A 23,609-nucleotide genomic window follows, 5' to 3' on the forward strand; every position below is an offset into this window, starting at 1 on the left:
GGCGCAGTATGCACAAAAGCCCTATCCCGACAAGCGGAAACACGAGCCGGCGGGCGATTCCGCCGTCATCGCCTTCGAAAGGCCATGGAAAGGCCCTTTTCTCCCTTCGTCTTTGCATCGCAGCAATGAAAAAATGCCGGAAAAGCAACATAAAGGCGCCAATTCCAGCCCTTCAACGTTGAGCATCGCTTGACTTGCCCGAAAGGCCGGGTATGACTGTCGCCGAATTCAACGGCGGCGCCGCGGGTGGCGCGCCTTTTTACTAGGGTTCCCAGACAGCATGACCAGGGCGTTCGTCTTTCCGGGCCAGGGCAGCCAAGCCGTCGGCATGGGCCGTGAGCTGGCCGAGGCGTTCGAGGTCGCTCGGCTCACCTTTGAAGAGGTGGACGACGCGCTGAACCAGCGCCTGTCCCGCCTGATGTTCGAAGGCCCCGAGGCCGACCTGACGCTGACCGAGAACGCCCAGCCGGCCCTGATGGCCGTCAGCGTCGCCGTTCTGCGGGTGCTGAAGGACCAGGGCGGGCTCGACCTGACCAGGCACGCGGCCTTCGTCGCCGGCCATTCGCTCGGCGAATATTCGGCCCTGTGCGCCGCCGGCGCCTTCACGCTGGCCGACACCGCGCGCCTGCTGAAGCTGCGCGGCCAAGCCATGCAGAAGGCCGTGCCGGTCGGGCAGGGCGCCATGGCCGCCCTGCTGGGCGCGGAGCTGGAGCAGGCCCAGGCCATCGCCGACGCCGCCGCCAAGACTCCCACGGGCCAGACCGAGGTCTGCACCGTCGCCAACGACAACTCGTCGGGGCAGGTGGTGATCTCCGGCCACGCCGAGGCCATCGACCGTGCCATCGTGATCGCGGCGGAGCGCGGGCTGAAGCGCACCGTGCGCCTGCCGGTCAGCGCGCCCTTCCATTGCCCGCTGATGCAGCCCGCCGCCGACGCCATGGCCGAGGCCCTGGCCAACGTGACGATCGGCGCGCCGGCGGTTCCGGTGGTCGCCAACGTGACCGCGTCGGCCGTGTCGGACCCCAATGAGATCCGCCGCCTTCTGGTCGAGCAGGTGACCGGCATGGTTCGCTGGCGCGAGAGCGTGCTCTATATGAAGGAGCAGGGCGTCGACACGCTGGTCGAACTCGGCTCCGGCAAGGTGCTGTCGGGTCTCGCCAAGCGCATCGACAAGGAATTGGCCGGCACCTCCGTCCAGGGCCCGGCCGACGTCGAATCGTTCCTGAAGACCCTGTGAGGCATTCCATGTTCGACCTGACCGGAAAGAAGGCGCTGGTCACCGGCGCCTCGGGTGGCATCGGGGCGCAGATCGCCCGCGCGCTGCACGCGCAGGGCGCCACCGTCGCCCTGTCCGGCACCCGCGTCGCCCCGCTGGAGGCGCTCGCCGCCGAACTGGGCGAGCGCGCCCTGGTGGTGCCCGGCAACCTCGCCGACGCCGCCGGAACCGAGCAGCTCGCCAAGGACGCGGAGGCCGCCCTCGGCCAGATCGACATCCTGGTGAACAACGCCGGACTGACCCGCGACCAGCTGGCCATGCGCATGAAGGACGACGACTGGCAGTCGGTGCTGGACGTCAACCTGACCGCCGCCTTCCGCCTGTCGCGCGCGGTGCTGCGCGGCATGATGAAGCGCCGCTGGGGCCGCATCATCGGCATCACCTCGATCGTCGGCGTCACCGGCAACCCCGGCCAAGCCAACTACGCCGCCTCCAAGGCCGGCATGATCGGCATGTCGAAGTCGCTGGCCGCGGAGGTCGCGTCGCGCGGCATCACCGTGAACTGCGTCGCGCCGGGTTTCATCACCACGGCGATGACCGACGCTTTGAATTCCGAGCAGAAGGACAAGCTGCTCACCGCCATTCCTTCCGGCCGCATGGGCGAGCCGGGGGAAATCGCCGCCGGAGTCGTGTACCTGGCGAGCGATGAGGCCGCCTATGTCACCGGCCAGACGCTGCACATCAACGGCGGCATGGCCATGATCTGAGGCGGATTCGCTGCCTGAACCACAGGTTCGGACCGGCTCCCGCGGGCGCTGGTCAAGGCTGTAAAAATGTGTTATCGGACGGGGCTTTTTGTGGCAGGAAGGCACGCAGCCGCGTGTTGAGCCGGCCGAATTCGCCCGAGCGGTCTCAAGGATTGGAAGGTCTTAAAAAATGAGCGATGTCGCCGAGCGCGTTAAGAAGATCGTTGTGGACCACCTCGGGGTCGAGGAGTCGAAGGTGACGGAGAACGCCTCCTTCATCGACGATCTCGGCGCCGACAGCCTCGACACGGTCGAGCTGGTTATGGCTTTCGAGGAGGAGTTCGGCTGCGAGATTCCGGACGACGCCGCCGAGAAGATTCTGACGGTGAAGGACGCCATCGACTTCATCAAGGCGAACGCCGCCGCCTGATCAGGCGCTGGCGTGAGAGGCCAGGCAGCTTCCCGAAGTGGCCTGGCCGTCGCTGAGTTTTCCGAGGAAAGGTCAAGGAATACCCCATGAGACGTGTCGTCGTTACCGGCCTTGGTCTGGTCACGCCGCTCGGTGTCGGCCATAAGCTCAACTGGGAGCGTCTGACCGCCGGCCAATCGGGCATCCGCGCCATCACGGGTTTTGACGCCTCTGATCTGGCCTCGAAAGTTGCCGGGCAGGTTCCGCGCGGGAACGGCGACGGGTTGTTCAACCCCGATGCCTTCGTTCCGCCGAAGGACCAGCGGAAGATGGATGATTTCATCATCTTCGCCATCGCCGCCGCCCACGAAGCGATCAAGGATTCCGGCTGGGTTCCCCAGACCGAGGAAGAGCGCGAACTCACCGGCGTCATGGTGGGCTCGGGCATCGGCGGTCTGCCGGGCATCGCCGAGGGTGCGGTCACCCTGGCCGAAAAGGGTCCGCGCCGCATCTCCCCCTTCTTCATTCCGGCCTGCCTCATCAATCTGGCCTCCGGTCACATCTCCATCCAGCACGGCTTCAAGGGCCCGAACCACGCGGTGGTCACGGCCTGCTCGACCGGCGCGCACGCCATCGGCGATGCCTCGCGCCTGATCATGCTGGGTGACGCGGACGTGATGGTCGCCGGCGGCACGGAGGCGGCGGTCAGCCGCCTGGGCGTCGGCGGTTTCGCCGCCATGCGCGCCCTGTCGACGAATTTCAACGACACGCCGGAAAAGGCGTCGCGCCCTTACGACAAGGACCGCGACGGCTTCGTGATCGGCGAGGGCGCCGGCGTCGTCGTCCTTGAAGAGCTGGAGCACGCCAAGAAGCGCGGCGCCCACATCTACGCCGAAGTGATCGGCTACGGCATGTCCGGCGACGCCTACCACATCTCCGCCCCGGCGGAGGATGGCAACGGTGGGTTCCGCGCCATGCGCAACGCGCTGAAGCGGGCCGGACTGGAGCCGTCGGACATCGATTATGTCAACGCGCACGGCACCTCGACGCCGCTGGGCGACGAGATCGAGCTGGGCGCGGTGAAGCGTCTGTTCGGTGGGGCGATGGACAAGCTCGCCATGTCCTCCACCAAGTCGGCCATCGGCCACCTGCTGGGTGCCGCCGGCGCGGTCGAGGCGATCTACTCGATCAAGGCGATCAACCACAGCCTGGTTCCGCCGACGCTGAACCTTGAGAACCCGTCGGAGAGCTGCCTCGGCGTCAACCTCGTTCCGAAGGTTGCGCAGGAGCGCCGCGTGCGGGCCGCGCTGTCGAACTCCTTCGGCTTCGGCGGCACCAACGCCTCGCTGATCTTCAAGGAATTCGCCTGAGCGGCGAAGCATCGCGGAGACCGCCGATGGGTTGGGGCCTCCGAATCGCGGCGGGGGCGTTGACCGTCCTCACCGCGGGCAGCGGTTTGGTGTTCTGGGGGGCCCTCCGCGTGATGGCCCCCGGACCGCTTGAGCATGCCGAGACGGTGGTCATCCCGCGCGGCAGCGGGCTGGAAGCGATCGCGCTGACCTTGGAGGATGCGGGGGTCGTCGATTCTCCGATCCTCTTCCTGTTCGCCGCGAAGCTCCAGGGTCCGCTGAAGGCGGGCGAGTATGCGTTCCCGGCGGGAATCAGCGTCGACGGCGTGCTGGAGATGCTGCACCAGGGCAAGACCGTGGTCCGCCGCTTCACGGTGCCGGAGGGGCTCACATCCGCCCAGGTGGCGGCCCTGCTCGACGCCGAGCCGGCGCTGAACGGCGAGTTGAAGGCGCTTCCGAAGGACGGAACGCTCCTGCCTGAAACCTATCACTATTCCTACGGCGATTCGCGCTCGGCCCTGGTCGAGCGGATGCAGCACGCCATGACCCAGGCTTTGAACGAGGCCTGGAAAAACCGCGGTCCGGACCTGCCTTACGAAACTCCGCAGCAGGCGCTGACCATGGCGTCCATCGTGGAGAAGGAAACCGGCGTCGCGGCTGAGCGCGCCAAGGTCGCAGGCGTCTTCGTCAACCGCCTGGAGACGGGCATGAAGCTCCAGTCGGACCCGACGGTGATCTACGCGCTGACCGACGGCAGCGGGGAGTTGGGGCGGGCCTTGACCCGCAACGACTGGAAATTCGAGTCGCCCTACAACACATACGTCGCGGCAGGGCTTCCGCCGGGGCCGATCGCCAACCCGGGACGGGCGTCCATCCAGGCGGCTTTGCACCCGGAAAAGCACGACTTCCTGTATTTCGTCGCCGATGGCACCGGCGGGCATGTCTTCGCGAAGACTTTGCCGGATCACAACCGGAACGTCGCCAAGTGGCGCGAGGTGCAGCGTCGGCAGTCGGGTGGTGCGGGCAACGGGGACACGCCGCAGGATTAGCGGTCCCCTGTTCCCGAACGGAAAGCCCGTTGGTCAGGCGGCGTTCGACGCCACCACGTCCAGGGCGACGACACCGCCCAGAGCGCCGTAGCTCTTGCGGGCGGCCCGCATCTTCTCCAGCGATTCCATGAGGCTTTCCTCGGCGAAACCAGGGGCGAGCTGCGCCACTTCCTGTTCCGTCAAGGCGATGAAGGCGTCTAAAAGGCGCGCGTGGATGCGGCACGCCTGGCGGACTTCATCGGCGACCATCGGTGCTGGCATGGTAGGCTCCCAATCACGGAATAAAGAGAAACACGGTCCGTCCGTGCGTGGGAATTCTGTCGGGTTGTGGTTAATAGAGCATTAAATGCAATTCATCTTCCGGGCAGGAAGAAGAGTTACCACTTCAGACGAAAACGTCAAAAATTGGACGATTTCGATTTTGGTATGTGACAGAGATAAGCCGGCATTTGTGACTTTCGAATATTCGTCTTTGATCGATCCGACGGTCCCTTGCCCGATGTGGGCGAGGGACCGTCGGGAAGTCATCGCCGAATGTCCTTGTCCAGATTCAGCTCGGCCTTGGCGCCCTGGATGCGTGCCCGGTAGACCAGCATGGCCTCCATGACTCGTTGGACGTAGTTGCGGGTCTCGTAGATCGGAATCAGTTCCAGCCAGTCCACGGCGTCGATGGCTTCGCCGCGCGGGTCGCCGTAGGTGTCGATCCATTGACGCACGCGGGTCGGGCCGGCGTTGTAGGCGGCGATGGCCATGATGTAGGAGCCGTTGAAGCGGTCGATCATGTCCGCCAGATAGGTCGAGCCGAGCCGCACATTGTAGTCCGGGTCGCTGATCAGCTTGGCGGTGTCGTGCTTGACCCCCAGCTTGCCGGCGACCAGCTGCGCCGTTCCGGGCATGAGCTGCATCAGGCCGCGCGCCCCGGCCGACGACACCACGCGGGTGTTGAAGGTGCTCTCCTGCCGGATGATGGCGTGCACCAGGGCGATTTCCGGAGCGGACGGCCGGCTCTCGATCATCGGGTAGCCGGCTTCGACCAGGAACACGTCGTTCTGCGCGGCGTCCTTCGCGGCGGCGACGGCGAGGTCGCGGCGCCCGACCTCGCGGGCCAGCTTGGCCGCCAGCACGTAATCCGCCGGCTCCTTGGCGTCGAGGCTGATGCGGCGCAGGAAGGCGGTCACCCGCTCGTCGGTGTTGCCCTCGATCTCGGCCAGCAGCTTGGTCACGCGCACCACCTCCCGCCGCTCGAAGGCGGTGGCGTCGGCATTGGACACGCGCGGTTCGGCGGGCAGGGTGATGCGTCCGTTCCCGGCGTGGCGGGCGGCGAGCTGGCCGTAGAAGGTCGTCCCATACTGGGCGGCCTTGGCGTACCAGTCCTTGGCCTGCGCCGTCTGGCCCAGCGCCTCCGCCGCGCGCCCGCACCAATAGGCGCCGCGCGCCTTGCTGATCGGCGCGCCGACCGAGCGGTAGAGCTTGTGGAAGTGGTTGAAGGCGCTCGACGGATCGTCGAGGAAGCGCAGCGCCAGGAAGCCGGCGAGGAACTCCGCCTCCGCAGCACCGCTGCCCTCGGTCTGCCCATGCGCCGTGACCAGCCGGTAGGCGAGGTTGTGGTCGCCGTTCACCATGGCGCGGCGAGCCAGGATGTGGCGCTCGGTCCACCAGGCCTGCGGACGGCCCATGTCCTTGGGCGCCTGGGCGATGATCTCCAGCGCCCCCGCGTCGTCGCCCTTGCGGCGGCGGTAGCGGGCGCGGTCGAACAGCAGGCCGGGGTCGTTGCGCAGGGAGGCGGGGACACGGGCGAGGGCCGCGTCGGCGTTCTTGGCGTCGCCGTCCAGCGCGATCCGCGCCTCGATCAGCAGGTCGTAGGCTTCGTCGAAGAAGGGCAGCATGCGGCGCACCGCGGCTTCCTGCCGCTCCCACAGCAGGCGGTCGATGCGCGCCTTGTGCTCCTGCGGACGCAGGTGGGAGCGGTAGCGGGCAAGGAACTGCTCCTCGTCCGCGGAGGTGAAGTTCGCCTCCACCCAGCGGTCGCGCACCATCCGCACCGCCCGCTCGGCGTTGCCGGTCGCCAGCAGGGTGTCGGCGTGGCGCATGAAGCCTTCGTTGGACAGGGGCGGGTACTGCTTGAACCAAGCGAGCACCCGGTCCTCGTCCAGGTCGATGGGCATCGCTTTTTCCGCCTGACGGCGAAGCTGCGCCTGGTTGGGCCAGTCGCCGTTCTCGCGGATGAAGGCGGCGATCTCGTCGAAGCTGCCGCCGCCGGGAGTCGCCAGGGCCATCCAGCGGATCACCTTGGCCGGCAGCTTGTTGGACGCCTGGGCGGCGAGGCGCAGCGCCTCGTCGTGCCGGTCGTTGTCGGCGGCCTTGAAGGCCTGCCGATAGACGGCGAGGTCCTGCGCCGTCAGGCTGGCCGCCCCGGCGGGCTGGGCCAGCACGATCAGCCCCAGCAGGGCGGCGGCAATGGCGGAATGGGTGGCGGAACGGGTGGCATGTCGGATGATCATCCGGGCGCTCTTGCTCGGGGGAACGGGTGCGGCTAAGGTGCGCGACACTTTTCTTGAAGTCCGTCGGAGGTGGCAGGCATGTTGTACGGTTCCATCGTCGCTCTTTTGACCCCGTTTAAAAACGGGAAAGTGGACGAGGCCGCCTTCCAGTCCTTCGTCGAGTGGCAGGTTGCGCAGGGCACCCACGGTCTCGTTCCGTGCGGCACCACGGGCGAGTCGCCCACCCTCTCCCACGAGGAGCACAACCGGGTCGTCGAGCTGTGCATCGAGGCCGCGGGCGGGAAGGTTCCGGTCGTCGCCGGCACCGGATCGAACTCCACCGAGGAGGCGATCTCGCTGACCCAGCACGCCAAGAAGGCCGGCGCCACCGCGGCGCTGGTCGTCACGCCCTATTACAACAAGCCGACGCAAGAAGGTCTGTACCAGCATTTCAAAGCGATCCATGACGCGGCGGATTTGCCGATCGTTATCTACAACATTCCCGGCCGCAGTGTCGTGGATATGTCGGTGGCAACGATGGCCCGCCTCGCCAAGCTGCCGAACATCATCGGCGTGAAGGACGCCACGGCGGATCTGGCCCGCCCGGTCCGCCTGCTGCAGGAGGTCGGTCCCGACTTCATCCAGCTCTCGGGCGAGGACGCGACGGCGCTGGCCTTCAACGCGCAGGGCGGCGTCGGCTGCATCTCGGTGACGGCGAACATCGCGCCGGCCCAGTGCGCCGCGATGCAGGACGCCTGGCGGAAGGGCGATCTCGCCACCGCCTACACGTACCGCGACCTGCTGACCCCGCTGCACGATTCCATGTTCGTGGAGACGAGCCCGGCCCCGGTGAAATACGCCGCCAGCCTGCTCGGCAAGTCCTCGGACGAGGTTCGCCTGCCGCTGGTCGCCGCGTCGGAGAGCACGCGGACCACGGTCCGCGACGCGATGAAGAAGGCCGGGCTGCTGTCCTAAGGGACGGCAGCACCCCGCCCCAGGGAAGGAGGATCCGTGGCCGCCCGCGAGCCCGAACCAAGGCGCATCGCGGCACAGAACCGCCGCGCACGCTTCGACTATTTCATCGAAGACACCATGGAGGCCGGTCTGATCCTGACCGGCACCGAGGTGAAGTCGTTGCGCGGCGGCCGTGCCAGCATCAACGAGGCGTACGCCGGCCTCAAGAACGGGGAGCTGTACCTGTTCAACGCCTACATCCCGGAATACGGGCAGGCGGGACGCTGGCTTCAGCACGAGACCAAGCGGCCGCGCAAGCTGCTGGTGCACCGCCGCGAGCTGAGCAAGCTCATGGGCGCCATCAAGCAGAAGGGGATCACGCTGATCCCCATGTCCGTCTATTTCAACGACCGCGGCATCGCCAAGGTCGAAGTGGGCTTGGCCGCCGGCAAGAAGAAGCACGACAAGCGCGAGTCCGAGAAGGAACGGACGTGGCAGCGCGACAAGGCGCGCCTGATGCGCGACCGGGGATAAAAGGAAGAAACCTGTGAGCCGACTGTCCAACCGCGCGACCGACCGCGATTCCACCGTGGCCGGCGTCGCCGCGGAGGCCCTGGCCGAGCGCCGCCCGCAGGGCCGCATCCTGGTGGCCGGCGACACCGACGGCGCCATGGAAGAGGCCCTGGCCGAGGGCGGGGCGGAGGTCGTCTCCTGGCACCGGCTGGCGCTGGACGGCAAGCCGGCCACGCCCTGGCCGGCGGATGGTGCCTTCGACGGTGCGGTCCTGCGCCTGCCGCGCGGCTGGGCCGCCTTCGAGATGGCGCTGCACGCCCTGGCCGCCCGCCTGCCGGCGGGGGCGCCGCTGTGGATCGCCGGCAGCAACGACGAGGGCATCACCTCCGCGCCGAAGCGGTTCGACGGGCTGGCGGAAGGCGTGGAGACGCTGACCATCAAGCGCCGCGCGCGCCTGCTGGAAACCCGCCGGACCAACGATTCGGCCAGGGGCAATCTGGAGGATTGGCGGGAGACCGTCGCTCTGCCGCTGCCGGGGCGTGACGGGGCGCTCGATCTGGTGTCCTACCCCGGCCTGTTCGCCCATGGCCGTCTCGACACCGGCACGGAATGCCTCCTCCAGGTCCTGCCGGAGATCGCGGCGGGCACCGCCGTTCTGGATTTCGGCTGCGGCGCCGGGGTGATCGCTCGGGCGGTGCGGGAAAGCACGCCGGACGCCCGGCTGACCCTGCTGGACATCGACGCGGTGGCCCTGCACGCCGCCCGCCAGAATGTGCCGGACGCCGAATGCGTGCTGAGCGATGGGCTGGCCGGGCTCGGCGCGCGGGAACGTTTCGGGCTGATCGTCTCGAACCCGCCGCTTCACCGCGGCAAGGACGAGGATTTCGGGATGCTGGAGGCGCTGGTCGCCGGCACCAAACAGTATCTGAAGCTGCGCGGCTCGCTGGTCGCGGTGACCCAGAGGACGGCGGGGGTGGGCAAGCTGTTCAAGACGGCCTTCGGCCACGCCGACCTGCTGCTGGAAACGCCGCAGTTCCAGGTGTGGAAGGGCACGCCGAAGTAATCAGCGACCATCGCCACGCAGGTCCGACGGGTTCGCGCCCGTGACGGCCCGAACCCGTCGGGCGAAGTGGGAGCGGGAGGTGTAGCCAACCGCCTCCGCGGCTTCCTGCACGGACAGGCCGTCGCTTTCCAGCAACCGACGGGCGTGAGCGACACGCTCCTCCGTCAGGATGCGCCGTACGGAGGCGTCTTCATCGGCAAGGCGTCGGCGCAAGGTCCCCGTGCTGAGCCCCATCTCGACAGCGACGCTCCTGGCTGTCCAAGGCTGGTCGGGATAGGCGCGGACCAATTGGCGGACCGCGTCGGCCGTGCCACCGGGCATTCCGTGCCCGAGCCACCACACACAGTCGTCCAGAAGGGCCAGCAGGACTTCCATGCAGCGGTGCTCGACGAGGCGTGGGCTGAGCGTGGCACCCACGGCCAAGCCGGCGGCGGCATGCTCCACCGCGCTGGCCAAGGCGGGCGTCAGGGCCACGCGGAAGTCGCGCGGATGCTGCCGGGTTCCGACCCGTGCGGTGGGATGGGCGTCGAGAAGCCGCCGGACCATGTCCCCCGGAAATTCCAGGATCAGGGCGCGGTAATGCCCGGTCGCCTCGCTCGGGGCGTTCACCACCGTGCCGATCCAGCCGGGCGGCAGCAGCATCGCCGAACCCTTCGAAAAATGGTGGGTGCCGCGGGTGTCGATGACCTCCTTGGCTCCGTCGATCACCACGATCAAGGCCGTGCGTTCTATGCGGACGTCCGTGATGCGTTCGCGGTTGCGGGCCACGAACGCCCACAATTCGGGACGGTGCGGGCGATCGCCGGAGCCCGGTCGGAGGTCGCGGGCGGCGTAGCGGGACAATGCGGGAAGGAGGTCCGGTGTCATGGCGGCGTCCAGTCTAGGAGGCGCCGGGACGCGCGGGCAAGGTCCGCTGCGCCCCATCGGCACGCTCATCGACCGTATCGCGCGGTCAGCGTGGCCTTTTCCAGGCGGTTCGCGTTCAGTAGAAAGCCGACCATGGCGCCCGACGCGTTCGCGTCGAGCGGAAGGCTGTCCGTTTTCAATGCGTGGACGGTGAAGACGTAGCGGTGTGGTGTGTCGCCGACCGGCGGACAGGCACCGCCGTAGCCCGGCGTGCCGAAGTCGGTGCGGCTTTGCAACGCTCCGGCCGGAAGCAATCCCGTGTCCGGATTTCCAGCCCCGGCCGAAAGCCGCAGGGTGGCGGCGGGAAGGTTAAAGACGATCCAATGCCACCAGCCGCTGCCTGTCGGCGCATCGGGGTCGTAGGCGGTGACCGCGAAGCTGCGCGTGCCGGCCGGTGCGTCCTTCCAGGCCAACGCTGGCGAGAGATTTTCCCCTGTGCAGCCGAAGCCGGCGAAGACATGCCGCTCGCCCAGAGGCGCCCCGTCCTTGATGTCGGGGCTGGTCAGCTCAAAAGCGGTGGCCGGGGCGGCGCCCATGGCAAGGATGGAGGCGAGCAGGAGAGCGGAACGATTGTGCATGGGGAAACTCCATCGGTCGGCGATGGCCACATGCTACAAAAAGCGTCCGCACACCCGTGCGCCCGAACGGCTCAAAGACGAGCCCGAACGGCTCAGCCCTCCTGCAGCCGCCGCGCCGCATCGACGGCGCCGTAGGTCAGGATGGCGTCGCAGCCGGCGCGCTTGAAGCCGGTCAGGGTCTCCAGCAGCGCCTTGTCGTAATCAAGCCAGCCGTTCTGCGCGGCGGCGCGCAGCATCGCGTATTCGCCGGAGACGTGATAGGCGAAGGTCGGAACCGCGAAGGTGTCCTTTACCCGGCGGATGACGTCCAGATAGGGCAGGCCGGGCTTCACCATCACCATGTCCGCACCCTCCTGAAGGTCGAGGGCGACCTCGTGCAGGGCCTCGTCGGTGTTGGCGGGGTTCATCTGGTAGGTCTTCTTGTCGCCCTTCAGGAAGCCGCCGGAATTCACCGCGTCGCGGAACGGGCCGTAGAAGGCCGAGGCGTATTTGGCGGCGTAGGAGCACAGCCGCACCAGCTCATGCCCATGGCTGTCCAGCCGGTCGCGGATCAGGCCGATGCGCCCGTCCATCATGTCCGACGGGGCAACGATGTCCACGCCGGCGTCGGCCTGCGACAGCGCCTGCCGGGCCAGCACCTCGACCGTCTCGTCGTTCTGGATGTAGCCGTCGCGCATCAGCCCGTCGTGGCCGTGGGTGGTGTAGGGGTCCAGCGCCACATCGCCCAGGATGCCGACGTGCGGCACCGCGGCCTTCAGCGCGCGGATGGCGCGGTTCATCAGGTTGTCGGGGCGGTAGGCCTCCGCCGCGTCCTCCGACTTGCCCTCGGCGCCGACCACCGGGAACAGGGCGACGCAGGGGATGCCGAGGTCGCCGGCCGCGGCCACCGCCTCGGTCAGCAGGTCGATGGTCAGCCGCTCCACGCCGGGCATGGAGGCCACGGGCACCCGCTGGTTCTGCCCCTCGATGACGAAGACCGGCCAGATCAGGTCGTCCACGGTCAGGCGGTTCTCGGCGACGAGGCGGCGGGTCCAGGCGTCGGCGCGGTTGCGGCGCAGCCGGGTGCGCGGGAAGGACGCCGGGGACCGGAAATGCGAAGCGGACATGCGGGGGACCTGATGTGCTCTTAAAACTTGCGGCGCGATCCTACGCCGCATGGCCGCCGCGACTCAAGCCGCACCGCTCACAGGTCTGAATCCCGAGTCCTGCATCTCCATGACCCAGCGGTGCCCGTCCTTGCGCCATTGCGAGACGAGCCCGCCGGTGAAGGCCGCTCCTTCCCAGGACCGCACCTCGAAGGTGACGCGCGGCGGCTCGATGGCGATGAGGTTGTAGGCGTTGGCCTCGTTGCGCAGCCGCGTGGAGGTCGCGGTGGAGGCCTGGGCGACCAGGATGGAGCGGGCAACCTGGGTGTGGTGGGTCATGATGTCGCCGGAATAGGCACGGTGCAGGTGCCCGGCCAGCAGCAGGTCCACCCCGCAGCTTTCCAGCGCCGGCAGGGCCAGCTTGTGCCGCCCGACCAGCTTCGTCTTCGGCGCGTCGGGCGGCGGCAGGAAGGGGTGGTGGGTGAACAGCACCTTGAAGACGGTGTCCGGCACCTCGCAGAAGACCTCGCGCACGCGCTTGATCTGGGCCTTGTTCATGCGCCCTTCGGAAAAATCCGTGATGACGGAGCGCGCCGTGTTGATCCCCAGAACGGCGATTTCCGAATCGATGTGGAAAGGGCTGAGGTCGGTGGTGATGTAGCGCTTGTAGTTGCCGAACGGGTCGAGGAAGCGGCGCACCACATTGTAGACCGGGATGTCGTGATTGCCCGGCACGACCAGGTAGGGGAAGGGCAGCTTTTCCAGGAAGGCCCGCGCCTCCAGGAAATGGCGGGCCTTGGCGCGCTGGACCAGATCGCCGGAGATGACGATCAGGTCGGGCTGCGCCGCCGTCAGGTCGGCCAGCAGGCCGTCGACCACCAGCGGGTCGATCCGCCCGAAATGCAGGTCCGAGATATGGGCGAGCTTCTTCACGACACCTCCCCGGCAGTCATTCCCGTCACGCGCCGTCCCCTTCGGGGACCGCCTTGGGCAGCAGGATCTTCAGCGCCTTGTGACGGATGCGGTAGTTCAGCGGCGGCTCCATCTGCAGGATTTCACCATCGTTGACCATCTTCAGCCGCCGCCGCCGGCTGTGCACCGTCAGTTGCGTGGCCGTCAGCGTCTCCAACTCCTCATCCTGCTGCCAGGTTCCGAGCACGGTGCGCCCCATCAGCCGCAGCAGGCCCCAAGGGTCGCGCTGCCGCGCCACATAGACGCCGAGCTTGCCGGAATCGAGCCGGTCGCGGCGCAGGAGCATGCTGCCCGCCGTGCCGTCGAAGGGGTTGTTGGAGACCACCAGAATCGGGGTGCGTACGCGGCGTGGCCCGTCGCCCCAGTCGATCCGCACGTCCAGCAGGGGCAGGCGGCGGATGGTGCGGACCATGGCGAGCGCCATCGCCGGCCATTTCAGCAAGCGGTGCCGCTTGCGCTTCTCCTCGCGCTCCTGCACCACCTGCGGGTAGAAGCCGAGGACCGAGCTGTTCAGGTAGACCTCGCCGTTCACCTCCGCCACGTCGATGCTGCTCACCTCGCCGGCGGCCAGGGCCTCGTAAGCCTCGTCGAGGTCCAGCGGCGTCTTCAGGTCGCGCGCCAGCAGATTCATGGTGCCGAGCGGCAGGATGCCCAGGATCTTGCCGGTGGGCAGGATCATGTTGACCGCGGTGTGGATGGTCCCGTCGCCGCCGCCGACGATGACCAGTTCCGCGTCGGAGTCGATGGCCTTGCGGATTTCCGACGCGCAATCGGCCGGCTCCACCGCGGTCAGCGACACCTCCGCCCCGTGCCGCTCGAAGGCGCTGCGGATCGCCGCCACCGTGCCGTCGATCGGCTGTCCGGCCAGCGTCCCCGCGGACCGGTTGAGGATGATGGCCGTCTTGCGGCCCGGCCCCTCCTGACGTGACGCTTGCGCTGCTGAGGCTGCCATCATGGAACTGTCCCGCTCATGACTGTGGGTGCGGCAACGGCTGAGGCCGGGGCGGTGTTCCGCGACGCTGCGCTGCGAAACCGCGGTTTGACACGCCGCCCGCCACCCGTATCATCGCCCGAAACCGATCAATTCGCCCCACAAACGAACAAATGGAAACGACCGGAACCATGAGCGACCCCGCCGAGACTCAGTTCGCCGAGATCCAGTTCGAACGCCGCGGCTCCATCGGGCTGGTGACGCTGAACCGCCCGAAGGCGCTGAACGCCCTGACGCTGGGCATGATTCGCCTGTTCGATCCGCAGCTGCGTGCGTGGATCGCCGATCCCGAGGTCAAGGCCATCGTCGTGCAGGGCGCGGGGGAAAAGGCCTTCTGCGCCGGCGGCGACGTGGTGAACCTGTACGAGACGGGCAAGGCCGCCAAGGCGGGGCAGGACGACGGCGCGTCCATCCGCGCCTTCTTCAGCGAGGAGTATGTCCTCAACCGCCTGATCCACACCTGCCCGAAGCCCTATGTCGCGCTGATCGACGGCATCAGCATGGGCGGCGGCGTCGGCCTGTCGGTGCACGGCTCCCACCGGATCGTGACCGAGCGGACGATGTTCGCCATGCCGGAGACGGGAATCGGGCTCTATCCGGACGTCGGCGGCACCTATTTCCTGCCGCGCCTGCCCGGACAGGTCGGCATCTGGCTGGGCCTGACCGGCGACCGTCTGAAGGCGGCCGACATGATCGAGGTCGGCGCCGCCGACGCCTTCGTGCCCAGCGCCAGGCTGGAGTCCCTGATCGCCGAGCTGGCCGATGGCGTGCCGGCCGACGAGGCGGTTGCCCGCCATCGCGAGGAAGCCGGCGAACCGCCGGTCGCCGCCAACCGCGCGGCCATCGACCGCTGCTACGCCCACAATGCGGTGGAGGCCATCGTCGCCGCCCTGGAGGCCGAGGGCACGGAGTGGGCCGCCGGCCAGCTCGCCACGCTGAAGCGAGTGTCGCCGACCAGCCTGAAGGTCACGCTGGAGGCGCTGCGCCGCGGCGCCAAGCTGGACTTCGACGGCTGCATGATCCAGGAGCTTCGCCTCAGCCTCGCCTTCCTCGCCCGCCATGATGTCTACGAGGGCATCCGCGCGGCGCTGGTCGACAAGGACCGGAATCCCCGCTGGTCGCCGGCCACTCTCGCCGACGTGACGGCTGAAGAGGTCGCCGGTTACTTCGCCGAACCCGTTGGCGGGGATTTGCACTTTACCGAATGAAGAGGCCCGCTCCCCTTTATTGCACTCTGAACGTGCACGGATGCAGGCACATTCCGCGCGTTTCTGCGTTAGTATCGGGGAAATCCTTGCGGGACTTGTCTCAAACCTGACCGTTGTTGGTGCCTGACGGTTGTTGTCGGGGGTCGGATGGGACGGGTCGGCTTGCCGCCCGGTTCGCCGGGCGGGAACGCCGCCGGGGTGCCTGGATTCCTGGCATCTCCTGGCACGCGACGGGGCTTGGCGCGGCAGGACGGGGATATTCCGCAGGGCCAGGCTGTTCTACAACCCGGCCTGTGCTTTTGGGGCATTATTGAGGTGATTGCCGGACAATGATCGGTTAATCTCCCCTTAAGGACCCCGGAAAGGCCACAGGTCGGCCCATGTCCGGTACGAGCCAAAGGAGACCGCGGTGCGCAAACCCTATTATGAAAGCATCCTCTTGATCGAACGGCTTCACCGCCACTTTCTCGAGGTGCTGAAGACCGAGCTTGACCGGCTCGGTATCCAGGACATCAACAACGTCCAGAGCCTGATCCTCTACAACATCGGCGAAGACGAGATGACCGTCGGTGAGCTGACGGCGCGCGGCTACTATCTCGGCTCCAACGTGTCCTACAACGTGAAGAAGATGGTCGAGAACGGCTATCTCGGGCAGGAGCGCTCGCCGCACGACCGCCGGTCGGTGCGCGTCCGCCTGTCGGAGAAGGGCCTCGATCTCCGCGAGAAGATCAGCCGCATGTTCGAGCGCCACCTGACGGCGCTGGAAAAGGCCGGCTTCAGCGACGAGGAGCTGGTCAAGGCGAACGAGACCCTGCGCAAGCTCGAACGCTTCTGGTCCGCATCGCTCGACTACAGCGGCTTTCCGCTGACCTCGGCGGCCTGATCCGCGGCCGCCTGAGTCGTATCGGTACCGCGGTTTCCGGCTCCTGCGTCGAAAGAGAAAGGCACGCCTCCCGGCTTTTGAACCGGGGGCGTGCCGCGAGTCGGTGTGCGGCCCTGCGTGGCCGCTTTTTTCATGCCCGCGTTCCGGCCTTCCACAGGCCCTTTTTGCCTGCGGCTCTGCCGTCCGGCCGTGCTTTGTCACGCCTTCGATGCTTCCGGATGGACGGGATTAAGTTCTTTCCGTAAGCTGTACGTGTGACAGATTGCTGATAACCTGAACCAAACAACAGGCGGTCTCGCGGAAGGCTGCTGAAAACAGGGAATGGGGAGGATATGGCAAGTGACGTCATTCTGGAAACGCGCGGACTGACCAAGGAATTCCGGGGCTTCGTCGCCGTCCGCGATGTCAGCCTGCGGGTGAAACGGGGGTCCATCCATGCGCTGATCGGTCCCAACGGGGCCGGAAAAACGACCGTTTTCAATCTGCTCACCAAGTTCCTTCAGCCCAGCAACGGAAACATCCTGTTCAACGGGCGCGACATCACCGCGGTGAAGCCGGCGGACGTGGCGCGCCTGGGCATCATCCGCTCCTTTCAGATTTCCGCGGTGTTCCCGCATCTGACGGTGCTGGAGAATGTGCGCGTCGGCCTGCAACGGCCGCTCGGCAACTCCTTCCAGTTCTGGAAATCGGAATCGGTGCTCGACCGGCTGAACGGGCGGGCGATGGAACTGCTGGAGGATGTCGGGCTGGCCGGCTACGCCCACCGGCCGGCGGCGGAGCTTCCCTATGGCCGCAAGCGGGCGCTGGAGATCGCCACGACGCTGGCCCTGGAACCGGAAATGCTGCTGCTGGACGAGCCGATGGCCGGCATGGGGCACGAGGACATCGACCGCATCGCGGCGCTGATCAAACGGGTCTCGGCCAACCGCACGATCCTGATGGTGGAGCACAACCTGTCCGTGGTCTCCAACCTGTCGGACTGGATCACCGTCCTGGCCCGCGGCGAGGTGCTGGCCGAGGGGCCCTACGCCGAGGTGTCACGCCACCCGAAGGTCCGGGAAGCCTACATGGGGAGCGGTCATGCCTGACGGCGCAACGGTGAAGACCGCGATGCTGGAGGTTTCCGATCTCCAGGCCTTCTACGGCGAAAGCCACGTCCTGCACGGGGTGACCCTGGAGGTCCGCCAGGGCGAGGTGGTGACGCTGCTGGGCCGCAACGGCGCCGGCAAGACGACCACCATGCGTTCCATCATGGGCATCGTCGGCAAGCGCACCGGCTCCATCCGATTCCAGGGTCAGGAGCTGATCGGCATGGCGCCGCACAAGATCCCCCGCCTCGGCATCGGCTATGTCCCGGAGGAGCGCGGGATTTTCGCCTCGCTCAACGTCGACGAGAACCTGACCCTGCCGCCCGTCGTGAAGAACGGCGGCATGACGGTCCAGCAGATCCACGAGCTGTTCCCCAACCTTCAGGGCCGGGGTTCGACCCAGGGCACGCGCCTGTCGGGCGGCGAGCAGCAGATGCTGGCCATCGCGCGCATCCTGCGCACCGGCGCCACCATGATCCTTCTCGACGAGCCGACGGAGGGTCTGGCTCCGGTGATCATCGAGCAGATCGGGGTAGCCGTCCGCAAATTGAAGCAGCGCGGCTTCACCGTCCTGCTGGTGGAGCAGAACTTCCGCTTCGCCGCCACCATCGCCGACCGCCATTACATGATGGAGGAAGGTCACGTGGTGGACATGATCCCGAATAACCAGCTCGCCGCCAACATGGAGAAGCTGCACACGTACCTGGGTGTCTGAATCAACAAGCAGAAACGTTCGAATTCGAACCGGGAGGAATGGAATGATTGCACGTCTGCTTGCCGGAGCGGCGCTCGCCGCGCTGGCCGTCGGTTCTGCGCAGGCCCAGCAGGGCAAGGTTTCGGGCGACGTCGTAAAGATCGGCGTCCTCAACGACCGCTCCGGCCTCTACGCCGACCTCGGCGGCGAGGGCTCGGCGGTCGCCGTCCGCATGGCGGTCGAGGAGGTGGGCGGCAAGATCCTGGGCAAGCCCATCGAGGTCGTCGCGGCCGACCACCAGAACAAACCGGACATCGGCTCAAACCTGTCCCGCGAATGGATCGACCGCGACGGGGTGGACGTCATCGTCGACGTGCCGAACTCCGGCGTCGCTCTGGCGGTGCAGGAGGTGACGCGCGAGAAGAAGAAGATTTTCCTGATGCAGGGGCCGGCGACCTCGCGCCTGACCGGCGACGCCTGCTCGCCCACCGGCTTCCACTGGGCCTACGACACCCGCGCGCTGGCCGTCGGCACCGGTCAGGCCATCGTGAAGGAGGGCGGCAAAAGCTGGTTCTTCCTGACCGCCGACTACGCCTTCGGCCACCAGCTTGAAACCGACACGGCGGCGCAGGTGAAGAAGGCCGGCGGCACGGTCGTGGGCGCGGTGCGCGCGCCGCTGAACACGGCGGACTTCTCCTCCTTCCTGCTGCAGGCGCAGTCGTCGGGCGCGCAGGTCATCGGCCTCGCCAACGCCGGCGGCGACACCATCACCTCGATCAAGCAGGCGTCGGAGTTCGGCCTGACGCAGAGCGGGCAGCAGAAGCTGGCCGGGCTGCTGATCTTCCTCTCGGACGTGCACGCTCTGGGGCTCCAGGTCGCCCAGGACCTCGTCCTGACCACCGGCTTCTACTGGGACATGGACGACGAGAAGCGCGCCTGGTCGGAGAAGTACAAGGCGAAGACCGGCAAGATGCCGACCATGGTGCAGGCCGGCAGCTACTCCTCGGTGAAGCACTACCTGAAGGCCATTGAGGCGGCGGGGACCGACGACGGGCCGACCGTCTCCGCCAAGATGAAGGAGATGCCGGTCAACGACATGTTCGCCAAGAACGGCAAGATCCTGCCGAACGGGCGCATGGTCCACGACATGTATCTGGCCCGCGTGAAGAAGCCCAGCGAGTCCAAGGGGCCGTGGGATTATTACGAGATCATCCGCACCATCCCCGGTGACGAAGCCTTCGCCACCATGGCGGAAAGCGGCTGCAAGCTGCCGGGCTGATCCCCGCCCGCCCCGGCGTTCCGTCCGTCGCCGCGTGCGGGGACGGGCGCCGGGGCGGTCACCCGCCGCGCAGAACGGCCGGAGGCGAACCACCATGTCCACCATCTTCGGCATCCCGCCGCAGGCTCTGTTCGGGCAGCTTCTGCTGGGGCTGATCAACGGGTCCTTCTACGCGCTGCTCAGCCTCGGGCTGGCGGTCATCTTCGGCATGCTCAACGTCATCAACTTCGCCCACGGCGCGCTCTACATGCTGGGGGCCTTCGTGGCGTGGCTGCTGCTGACCACGGCGGGGATCGGCTATTGGTGGGCGCTGCTGCTGGCGCCGCTGGTCGTCGGCGCCTTCGGCGTCCTTCTGGAGAAGACGCTGCTCAGCCGCCTCTACAAGCTCGACCATCTCTACGGGCTGCTGCTGACCTTTGGTCTCGCGCTGATCGTGGAGGGGGTGTTCCGCCATTTCTACGGCGTGTCGGGCCAGCCCTATCCCATTCCCGACCTGCTGCGCGGCGGGCAGAATCTCGGCTTCATGTTCCTGCCCAACTACCGCGGCTGGGTCGTCGTCGCCTCGCTGGTCGTCTGTCTCGCTACTTGGTACGCCATCGAGCGGACGAAGCTCGGCGCCTACCTGCGCGCCGCCACCGAGAATCCGGTTCTGGTCCAGGCCTTCGGCATCAATGTGCCGCTGATGATCACGGCCACCTATGGGTTCGGCGTGGCGCTGGCCGGGCTGGCCGGCGTGCTGGCCGCCCCGATCTATCAGGTGTCGCCGCTGATGGGCTCCAACCTGATCATCGTCGTCTTCGCCGTGGTGGTGATCGGCGGCATGGGGTCGATTCTGGGGGCGGTGCTGACCGGATACGGCCTGGGGCTGTTGGAAGGTTTGACGAAGGTGTTCTATCCGGAGGCGTCCAACATCGTCGTCTTCGTCATCATGGCCGTGGTGCTGCTGATCAAGCCCGCCGGCCTGTTCGGGCGGGAGAGGTGACCCATGGCGACCGAGATCCACGCCGTCCGCCGCGACACCGCGGCTCCCGCCACCGGCAGACCGGCCATGCCGGGCCTGCTGGCGCTCGCCGTGCTGCTGCTGGTCCTGATCGCGGCGCCGTATGTGCTGTATCCCGTCTTCGTGATGAAGGTGCTGTGCTTCGCGCTGTTCGCCTGCGCCTTCAACCTGCTGATCGGCTTTGCCGGCCTGCTCAGCTTCGGGCATGCCGCCTTCTTCGGCGGGGCCGCCTACATCACCGCCCACACGGTGAAGGTCTGGGGCTTGCCGCCGGAACTCGGCATCCTGCTGGGAATGGCCTTTTCCGCGACGCTCGGGCTGGCCTTCGGGGCGCTGGCGATCCGGCGGCAGGGCATCTACTTCGCCATGATCACGCTGGCGCTGTCGCAGATGGTCTTCTTCATGGCGCTCCAGTTCAAGTTCACGGGCGGCGAGGACGGCATCCAGGCGGTGCCGCGCGGGCATCTGTTCGGCGTGATCGACCTCAGCCAGCCGATGGCGATGTACTACACGGTGCTGGCGGTCTTCCTGTTCGGCTTTCTGGTGATCTGGCGCACCGTCCATTCGCCCTTCGGGCAGGTCCTCAAGGCGATCCGCGAGAACGAGCCGCGTGCCATCTCGCTCGGCTACCGCACCGACCATTACAAGCTGATGGCCTTCGTCCTGTCCGCCACGCTAGCCGGTCTGGCGGGGGGGACCAAGGCCATCGTCTTCCAGCTCGCCACCCTGACCGACGTGCAGTGGCAGATGTCCGGTGCGGTGGTGCTGATGACCCTGCTCGGCGGCATCGGAACGCTGTTCGGTCCGGTGGTCGGGGCGGCGCTGGTGGTGACGCTGGAGAATTATCTGGCGGCGAGCAACCTGCCGGTGCCGGTGGTGATCGGCGTGATCTTCGTCGCCTGCGTGCTGCTGTTCCGCCGCGGCATCGTCGGAGAGATCGCTGCCCGGTTCGGCGGAAAACGCCCGTGAGCCAGGAGAGGATTGCAATTATTCATTTTGGAGCACTGAATGGTTGAGACCATCCATCCCTTTTACGAGGATCATCGCAGCGCGATGGAGGCCGCCATGTGCCATCGCCTTGATCTTGCCGAAGCGATGTTGGGCGAGCACGTTCCCCCATCCAGCGTTGATGGAATCAAGCGGGAGGTGATGGACGAGTTCGCCATCGTGCTCACGCAAATGCCCTACGTCGGCGGTGCGGACAGTCGCATGAGCGACTTCTTCATGCGGCTCCTGGGCTTCATGGCCATCAGCCGGGTGCTCCGGCGGCACGGCGTGCCGTTGTCCGTGATCGGCGACATCGAGCGGGACACCTACAAGGCCCAATTGCTCACCGTGCCCGAAGCGGAGCGTCTCGCCTCGGGGCGTCAATTCATGTCACCAGAGAATCAGGCGTTTCTGCGTGAGCAGGCGGCGAAAAGCCATCAGGAGCAGTTTCCCGAGGATTTCGTCTACGACTTCGTCGAGCCGGGTCCAGGGGACGATTTCGAGTTCGGCATCAACTACAAAGCCTGCGGCTTCTGCAAATTCGCGGCCCGCCATGGCGACAAGGACATTCTGCCGAACATCTGCGGTCTCGATTTCGACGCCTACGCGACACGCGGCATCCATCTGGAACGAACGCAAACCCTGGCCGGTGGCGCCAGCCACTGCGACTTCCGCTTCTCGCGGCTCCGGTCGGCCTGAGCGCCGGTTTCCGGAGGGGGCGGTCGCCGTCGCCCCCTCCGGGAACGGAATTCAAAGCCGCAGCGCCTCCTCCGCCGGCTGGTAACCCAGCTCCTGCGCGTCGGCGACCGCTTTGCAGGTGACGGCGCCGGCGTGGATGTTCAGCCCGGCCCGCAGATGCGGGTCGCGCGCCAGCGCCGCGCGGTACCCGCGGTCGGCGAGCGCCAGCGTGAAGGGCAGGGTGGCGTTGTTCAGCGCGAAGGTCGAGGTGCGCGCGACCGCCCCCGGCATGTTGGCGACGCAATAATGGACCACCCCGTCCACCAGATAGGTCGGCTCGGCGTGGGTGGTGGGGTGCGAGGTCTCGAAGCAGCCGCCCTGGTCGATGGCGACGTCCACCACCACGGCGCCCCGCCGCATCCGCTCCACCATCGCCTTGGTCACCAGCTTCGGCGCCTCCGCTCCCGGCACCAGAACCGCGCCGATGACGAGGTCGGCATCAAGCACATGCTCCTCGATCGTGTCGACCGTCGAATAGAGCGTCTGCAGCTTGGCGCCGAACTGCAGGTCCAATTCCTTCAGACGGGGCAAGGATTTGTCGATGACGACCACCTTCGCCTCCAGCCCCATGGCCATGCGGGCGGCGTTGGTGCCGACCACGCCGCCGCCCAGCACCACCACCTTGGCCGCCGGAACGCCGGGCACGCCGCCGAGCAGGACGCCCCGGCCACCCTGGGCCTTCTCCAGGCAATGGGCGCCGGCCTGCACCGACATGCGGCCCGCCACCTCGCTCATCGGCGCCAGGAGCGGCAGCCCGCCGCGGGAATCGGTCACCGTCTCATAGGCGATGGCGACGGCGCCCGAGTCCAGCAACAGCCTAGTCTGCTTCGGATCGGGGGCGAGGTGCAGATAGGTGAACAGGATCTGCCCCCGGCGCAGCATCGCGCATTCCTGCGGCTGGGGCTCCTTCACCTTCACGACCATCTCCGCACGGGCGAAGACGGTTGCGGCGTCCGGCACGATCTTCGCCCCGGCGGCTTCATAGTGCTCGTCGTCCAGCCCGATGGCGGCGCCGGCTCCCGCCTGCACCAGCACGCCGTGACCGTGATGCGTCAGTTCACGGACCGAGGCCGGGGTCAGCCCGACGCGGTATTCATGGTTTTTGATTTCCGTCGGCACGCCGATGAGCATGGGCATCCTCCGCGGGTGGGCCGGTGCCGGACCAGGACGGGCAGCGCGCCGGCTCAGGGTTGCTTACCTCAGAATTTGGGGTGTGCTCAGGCCATCCGCATCTCTCTTGCGGCACTGCTTGGTGATTTTCTTTTGATCAATTAAAACACTTCATGAAATTTGATGCAAAACTCTCTGTAATAAATCCTGATGGAGACTTCCCTGTTCCCGCAAAAAAGTAGGTAAGGTTAGTTTTTAGAGTTGTGGAACTATTCTTTGCCACCATGGTATATGGATTCTTGTGTCGCACT

24 protein-coding genes are annotated in these 23,609 nt (G+C 66.9%); 16 read left to right on the forward strand and 8 right to left on the reverse strand.

Annotation, left to right across the window (positions count from 1 at the left end):
* Positions 1 to 280 precede the first annotated feature (280 nt).
* From fabD to mltG, 5 genes are all read left to right on the forward strand, one after another.
* Positions 281 to 1,237: an ACP S-malonyltransferase gene (gene fabD / locus ACFPMG_RS06160; protein WP_376994337.1), complete on the forward strand. Its 957-nt coding sequence runs from the start codon at positions 281 to 283 to the stop codon at positions 1,235 to 1,237.
* Between the two features lie 8 nt (positions 1,238 to 1,245).
* On the forward strand, positions 1,246 to 1,983 hold the full coding sequence (gene fabG / locus ACFPMG_RS06165; protein WP_014240382.1) for a 3-oxoacyl-[acyl-carrier-protein] reductase: 738 nt from the start codon (positions 1,246 to 1,248) through the stop codon (positions 1,981 to 1,983).
* Between the two features lie 169 nt (positions 1,984 to 2,152).
* Positions 2,153 to 2,392 carry an acyl carrier protein gene (locus ACFPMG_RS06170; protein WP_014240383.1) on the forward strand — a complete coding sequence of 80 codons (240 nt, stop codon included), beginning with the start codon at positions 2,153 to 2,155 and terminating at the stop codon, positions 2,390 to 2,392.
* A gap of 86 nt (positions 2,393 to 2,478) precedes the next feature.
* A complete protein-coding gene (gene fabF / locus ACFPMG_RS06175) occupies positions 2,479 to 3,741 on the forward strand; it encodes a beta-ketoacyl-ACP synthase II (RefSeq protein WP_376994338.1) in 1,263 nt (420 codons plus the stop codon).
* Between the two features lie 26 nt (positions 3,742 to 3,767).
* Complete coding sequence (gene mltG, locus ACFPMG_RS06180) at positions 3,768 to 4,769, forward strand: endolytic transglycosylase MltG (protein WP_376994339.1); 1,002 nt, start codon at positions 3,768 to 3,770, stop codon at positions 4,767 to 4,769.
* 33 nt (positions 4,770 to 4,802) lie between these two features.
* Here mltG and ACFPMG_RS06185 read toward each other — a convergent pair whose 3' ends face one another.
* Both ACFPMG_RS06185 and ACFPMG_RS06190 read right to left on the reverse strand, forming a co-directional pair.
* Complete coding sequence (locus ACFPMG_RS06185; RefSeq protein ID WP_103039011.1) at positions 4,803 to 5,030, reverse strand: hypothetical protein; 228 nt, start codon at positions 5,028 to 5,030, stop codon at positions 4,803 to 4,805.
* A gap of 263 nt (positions 5,031 to 5,293) precedes the next feature.
* Positions 5,294 to 7,270, reverse strand: a complete 1,977-nt coding sequence (locus ACFPMG_RS06190; protein WP_376994340.1) for a lytic transglycosylase domain-containing protein — start codon at positions 7,268 to 7,270, stop codon at positions 5,294 to 5,296.
* Between the two features lie 78 nt (positions 7,271 to 7,348).
* On the opposite strand from ACFPMG_RS06190, the gene dapA reads away from it, so the two are divergent.
* From dapA to ACFPMG_RS06205, 3 genes are read left to right on the forward strand one after another with little or no spacing between them, the layout of a single operon-like run.
* Positions 7,349 to 8,224: a 4-hydroxy-tetrahydrodipicolinate synthase gene (gene dapA, locus ACFPMG_RS06195; RefSeq protein WP_376994341.1), complete on the forward strand. Its 876-nt coding sequence runs from the start codon at positions 7,349 to 7,351 to the stop codon at positions 8,222 to 8,224.
* A gap of 36 nt (positions 8,225 to 8,260) precedes the next feature.
* Positions 8,261 to 8,737 (forward strand): SsrA-binding protein SmpB, encoded by a 477-nt coding sequence (smpB, locus tag ACFPMG_RS06200; protein ID WP_038527736.1) that lies wholly within the window; start codon positions 8,261 to 8,263, stop codon positions 8,735 to 8,737.
* Between the two features lie 13 nt (positions 8,738 to 8,750).
* Positions 8,751 to 9,779: a methyltransferase gene (locus ACFPMG_RS06205; protein WP_376994342.1), complete on the forward strand. Its 1,029-nt coding sequence runs from the start codon at positions 8,751 to 8,753 to the stop codon at positions 9,777 to 9,779.
* Here the strand turns inward: ACFPMG_RS06205 and ACFPMG_RS06210 are convergent, their stop codons facing one another.
* The 5 genes from ACFPMG_RS06210 to ACFPMG_RS06230 form a co-directional block, all read right to left on the reverse strand.
* Complete coding sequence (locus tag ACFPMG_RS06210) at positions 9,780 to 10,646, reverse strand: helix-turn-helix transcriptional regulator (RefSeq protein WP_376994343.1); 867 nt, start codon at positions 10,644 to 10,646, stop codon at positions 9,780 to 9,782.
* A 65-nt stretch (positions 10,647 to 10,711) separates the two neighbouring features.
* Positions 10,712 to 11,293, reverse strand: a complete 582-nt coding sequence (locus ACFPMG_RS06215) for a YbhB/YbcL family Raf kinase inhibitor-like protein (protein ID WP_417281700.1) — start codon at positions 11,291 to 11,293, stop codon at positions 10,712 to 10,714.
* A 62-nt stretch (positions 11,294 to 11,355) separates the two neighbouring features.
* On the reverse strand, positions 11,356 to 12,369 hold the full coding sequence (gene hemB, locus ACFPMG_RS06220) for a porphobilinogen synthase (protein ID WP_014240393.1): 1,014 nt from the start codon (positions 12,367 to 12,369) through the stop codon (positions 11,356 to 11,358).
* 63 nt (positions 12,370 to 12,432) lie between these two features.
* Positions 12,433 to 13,281 carry a metallophosphoesterase family protein gene (locus ACFPMG_RS06225; RefSeq protein WP_094302146.1) on the reverse strand — a complete coding sequence of 283 codons (849 nt, stop codon included), beginning with the start codon at positions 13,279 to 13,281 and terminating at the stop codon, positions 12,433 to 12,435.
* Between the two features lie 25 nt (positions 13,282 to 13,306).
* Entirely contained in the window at positions 13,307 to 14,275 is a 969-nt protein-coding gene (locus tag ACFPMG_RS06230) for a diacylglycerol/lipid kinase family protein (protein WP_376994344.1), read from the reverse strand.
* A 167-nt stretch (positions 14,276 to 14,442) separates the two neighbouring features.
* Here ACFPMG_RS06230 and ACFPMG_RS06235 point away from each other — a divergent pair, with 167 nt between their 5' ends.
* The 8 genes from ACFPMG_RS06235 (at position 14,443) to ACFPMG_RS06270 (ending at position 22,149) form a co-directional block, all read left to right on the forward strand.
* A complete protein-coding gene (locus ACFPMG_RS06235; RefSeq protein WP_376994345.1) occupies positions 14,443 to 15,519 on the forward strand; it encodes an enoyl-CoA hydratase/isomerase family protein in 1,077 nt (358 codons plus the stop codon).
* A 409-nt stretch (positions 15,520 to 15,928) separates the two neighbouring features.
* Entirely contained in the window at positions 15,929 to 16,402 is a 474-nt protein-coding gene (locus tag ACFPMG_RS06240) for a MarR family winged helix-turn-helix transcriptional regulator (RefSeq protein ID WP_014240398.1), read from the forward strand.
* A gap of 332 nt (positions 16,403 to 16,734) precedes the next feature.
* On the forward strand, positions 16,735 to 17,490 hold the full coding sequence (locus ACFPMG_RS06245) for an ABC transporter ATP-binding protein (RefSeq protein WP_376994346.1): 756 nt from the start codon (positions 16,735 to 16,737) through the stop codon (positions 17,488 to 17,490).
* Positions 17,483 to 18,205, forward strand: a complete 723-nt coding sequence (locus tag ACFPMG_RS06250; RefSeq protein ID WP_376994347.1) for an ABC transporter ATP-binding protein — start codon at positions 17,483 to 17,485, stop codon at positions 18,203 to 18,205. The genes ACFPMG_RS06245 and ACFPMG_RS06250 overlap by 8 nt, the downstream gene beginning before the upstream one ends.
* Positions 18,206 to 18,248: 43 nt before the next feature.
* Positions 18,249 to 19,463, forward strand: coding sequence for an ABC transporter substrate-binding protein (locus ACFPMG_RS06255; RefSeq protein ID WP_376994348.1), 1,215 nt, complete (start codon positions 18,249 to 18,251; stop codon positions 19,461 to 19,463).
* A gap of 94 nt (positions 19,464 to 19,557) precedes the next feature.
* The gene (locus tag ACFPMG_RS06260) at positions 19,558 to 20,445 is read left to right on the forward strand and encodes a branched-chain amino acid ABC transporter permease (RefSeq protein WP_376994350.1); all 888 of its coding nucleotides are present in this window, start codon (positions 19,558 to 19,560) and stop codon (positions 20,443 to 20,445) included.
* Positions 20,446 to 20,448: 3 nt separating this feature from the next.
* Positions 20,449 to 21,432, forward strand: a complete 984-nt coding sequence (locus tag ACFPMG_RS06265) for a branched-chain amino acid ABC transporter permease (RefSeq protein ID WP_376994351.1) — start codon at positions 20,449 to 20,451, stop codon at positions 21,430 to 21,432.
* A gap of 39 nt (positions 21,433 to 21,471) precedes the next feature.
* Positions 21,472 to 22,149, forward strand: coding sequence for an L-2-amino-thiazoline-4-carboxylic acid hydrolase (locus ACFPMG_RS06270; protein WP_376994352.1), 678 nt, complete (start codon positions 21,472 to 21,474; stop codon positions 22,147 to 22,149).
* A 51-nt stretch (positions 22,150 to 22,200) separates the two neighbouring features.
* Here the strand turns inward: ACFPMG_RS06270 and ald are convergent, their stop codons facing one another.
* The gene (ald, locus tag ACFPMG_RS06275) at positions 22,201 to 23,319 is read right to left on the reverse strand and encodes an alanine dehydrogenase (RefSeq protein WP_376994353.1); all 1,119 of its coding nucleotides are present in this window, start codon (positions 23,317 to 23,319) and stop codon (positions 22,201 to 22,203) included.
* Positions 23,320 to 23,609 lie beyond the last annotated feature (290 nt).

The sequence above is a fragment of the Azospirillum himalayense genome (genome assembly GCF_042657465.1).
GTDB classification, from domain to species: Bacteria; Pseudomonadota; Alphaproteobacteria; order Azospirillales; family Azospirillaceae; genus Azospirillum; species Azospirillum himalayense.

Excerpts from the sequence above, each read along its gene's own strand:
- fabD (WP_376994337.1), top strand. The coding sequence starts at position 281 with ATGACCAGGGCGTTCGTCTTTCCGGGCCAGGGCAGCCAAGCCGTCGGC.
- fabG (WP_014240382.1), top strand. The coding sequence starts at position 1,246 with ATGTTCGACCTGACCGGAAAGAAGGCGCTGGTCACCGGCGCCTCGGGT.
- ACFPMG_RS06170 (WP_014240383.1), top strand. The coding sequence starts at position 2,153 with ATGAGCGATGTCGCCGAGCGCGTTAAGAAGATCGTTGTGGACCACCTC.
- fabF (WP_376994338.1), top strand. The coding sequence starts at position 2,479 with ATGAGACGTGTCGTCGTTACCGGCCTTGGTCTGGTCACGCCGCTCGGT.
- mltG (WP_376994339.1), top strand. The coding sequence starts at position 3,768 with ATGGGTTGGGGCCTCCGAATCGCGGCGGGGGCGTTGACCGTCCTCACC.
- ACFPMG_RS06185 (WP_103039011.1), bottom strand. The coding sequence starts at position 5,030 with ATGCCAGCACCGATGGTCGCCGATGAAGTCCGCCAGGCGTGCCGCATC.
- ACFPMG_RS06190 (WP_376994340.1), bottom strand. The coding sequence starts at position 7,270 with ATGATCATCCGACATGCCACCCGTTCCGCCACCCATTCCGCCATTGCC.
- dapA (WP_376994341.1), top strand. The coding sequence starts at position 7,349 with ATGTTGTACGGTTCCATCGTCGCTCTTTTGACCCCGTTTAAAAACGGG.
- ACFPMG_RS06210 (WP_376994343.1), bottom strand. The coding sequence starts at position 10,646 with ATGACACCGGACCTCCTTCCCGCATTGTCCCGCTACGCCGCCCGCGAC.
- hemB (WP_014240393.1), bottom strand. The coding sequence starts at position 12,369 with ATGTCCGCTTCGCATTTCCGGTCCCCGGCGTCCTTCCCGCGCACCCGG.
- ACFPMG_RS06230 (WP_376994344.1), bottom strand. The coding sequence starts at position 14,275 with ATGATGGCAGCCTCAGCAGCGCAAGCGTCACGTCAGGAGGGGCCGGGC.
- ACFPMG_RS06235 (WP_376994345.1), top strand. The coding sequence starts at position 14,443 with ATGAGCGACCCCGCCGAGACTCAGTTCGCCGAGATCCAGTTCGAACGC.
- ACFPMG_RS06245 (WP_376994346.1), top strand. The coding sequence starts at position 16,735 with ATGGCAAGTGACGTCATTCTGGAAACGCGCGGACTGACCAAGGAATTC.
- ACFPMG_RS06250 (WP_376994347.1), top strand. The coding sequence starts at position 17,483 with ATGCCTGACGGCGCAACGGTGAAGACCGCGATGCTGGAGGTTTCCGAT.
- ACFPMG_RS06255 (WP_376994348.1), top strand. The coding sequence starts at position 18,249 with ATGATTGCACGTCTGCTTGCCGGAGCGGCGCTCGCCGCGCTGGCCGTC.
- ACFPMG_RS06260 (WP_376994350.1), top strand. The coding sequence starts at position 19,558 with ATGTCCACCATCTTCGGCATCCCGCCGCAGGCTCTGTTCGGGCAGCTT.
- ACFPMG_RS06265 (WP_376994351.1), top strand. The coding sequence starts at position 20,449 with ATGGCGACCGAGATCCACGCCGTCCGCCGCGACACCGCGGCTCCCGCC.
- ACFPMG_RS06270 (WP_376994352.1), top strand. The coding sequence starts at position 21,472 with ATGGTTGAGACCATCCATCCCTTTTACGAGGATCATCGCAGCGCGATG.
- ald (WP_376994353.1), bottom strand. The coding sequence starts at position 23,319 with ATGCTCATCGGCGTGCCGACGGAAATCAAAAACCATGAATACCGCGTC.